We start from the raw sequence: 1388 nt of genomic DNA on the forward strand, positions 1-1388 counted from the left end.
GTCCCTTATTCGCACCTGGCGGTGCTCAACGGGAATCCTGCTCTGCGAGGCTGGCGGGAACTTCGAAGTTCCTATACTTTCTAGAGAATAGGAACTTCGGAATAGGAACTTATGAGCTCAGCCAATCGACTGGCGAGCGGCATCGCATTCTTCGCATCCCGCCTCTGGCGGATGCAGGAAGATCAACGGATCTCGGCCCAGTTGACCCAGGGCTGTCGCCACAATGTCGCGGGAGCGGATCAACCGAGCAAAGGCATGACCGACTGGACCTTCCTTCTGAAGGCTCTTCTCCTTGAGCCACCTGTCCGCCAAGGCAAAGCGCTCACAGCAGTGGTCATTCTCGAGATAATCGACGCGTACCAACTTGCCATCCTGAAGAATGGTGCAGTGTCTCGGCACCCCATAGGGAACCTTTGCCATCAACTCGGCAAGATGCAGCGTCGTGTTGGCATCGTGTCCCACGCCGAGGAGAAGTACCTGCCCATCGAGTTCATGGACACGGGCGACCGGGCTTGCAGGCGAGTGAGGTGGCAGGGGCAATGGATCAGAGATGATCTGCTCTGCCTGTGGCCCCGCTGCCGCAAAGGCAAATGGATGGGCGCTGCGCTTTACATTTGGCAGGCGCCAGAATGTGTCAGAGACAACTCCAAGGTCCGGTGTAACGGGCGACGTGGCAGGATCGAACGGCTCGTCGTCCAGACCTGACCACGAGGGCATGACGAGCGTCCCTCCCGGACCCAGCGCAGCACGCAGGGCCTCGATCAGTCCAAGTGGCCCATCTTCGAGGGGCCGGACGCTACGGAAGGAGCTGTGGACCAGCAGCACACCGCCGGGGGTAACCCCAAGGTTGAGAAGCTGACCGATGAGCTCGGCTTTTCGCCATTCGTATTGCACGACATTGCACTCCACCGCTGATGACATCAGTCGATCATAGCACGATCAACGGCACTGTTGCAAATAGTCGGTGGTGATAAACTTATCATCCCCTTTTGCTTATGGAGCTGCACATGAACCCATTCAAAGGCCGGCATTTTCAGCGTGACATCATTCTGTGGGCCGTACGCTGGTACTGCAAATACGGCATCAGTTACCGTGAGCTGCATTTTCCGCTGCATAACCCTGCTTCGGGGTCATTATAGCGATTTTTTCGGTATATCCATCCTTTTTCGCACGATATACAGGATTTTGCCAAAGGGTTCGTGTAGACTTTCCTTGGTGTATCCAACGGCGTCAGCCGGGCAGGATAGGTGAAGTAGGCCCACCCGCGAGCGGGTGTTCCTTCTTCACTGTCCCTTATTCGCACCTGGCGGTGCTCAACGGGAATCCTGCTCTGCGAGGCTGGCGGGAACTTCGAAGTTCCTATACTTTCTAGATTGACGTCCCCGGAC

At 56.6% G+C, this 1388-nt stretch carries 1 protein-coding gene and 1 pseudogene; one reads left to right on the forward strand and one right to left on the reverse strand.

Going from position 1 to position 1388, the window contains the following annotated elements; translation table 11 throughout:
• Positions 1-117: 117 nt before the first annotated feature.
• The gene (gene aac(3)-IVa, locus ACFV4P_RS35935) at positions 118-894 is read right to left on the reverse strand and encodes an aminoglycoside N-acetyltransferase AAC(3)-IVa (RefSeq protein ID WP_001199192.1); all 777 of its coding nucleotides are present in this window, start codon (positions 892-894) and stop codon (positions 118-120) included.
• A 113-nt stretch (positions 895-1007) separates the two neighbouring features.
• Here aac(3)-IVa and ACFV4P_RS35940 point away from each other — a divergent pair.
• Positions 1008-1100 (forward strand): annotated as a pseudogene (locus ACFV4P_RS35940) (IS6 family transposase); the annotation flags it as partial.
• Positions 1101-1388 lie beyond the last annotated feature (288 nt).

It is taken from the genome of Kitasatospora sp. NPDC059795 (assembly GCF_042732175.1).
In the GTDB taxonomy this organism is placed as follows: domain Bacteria; phylum Actinomycetota; class Actinomycetes; order Streptomycetales; family Streptomycetaceae; genus Kitasatospora.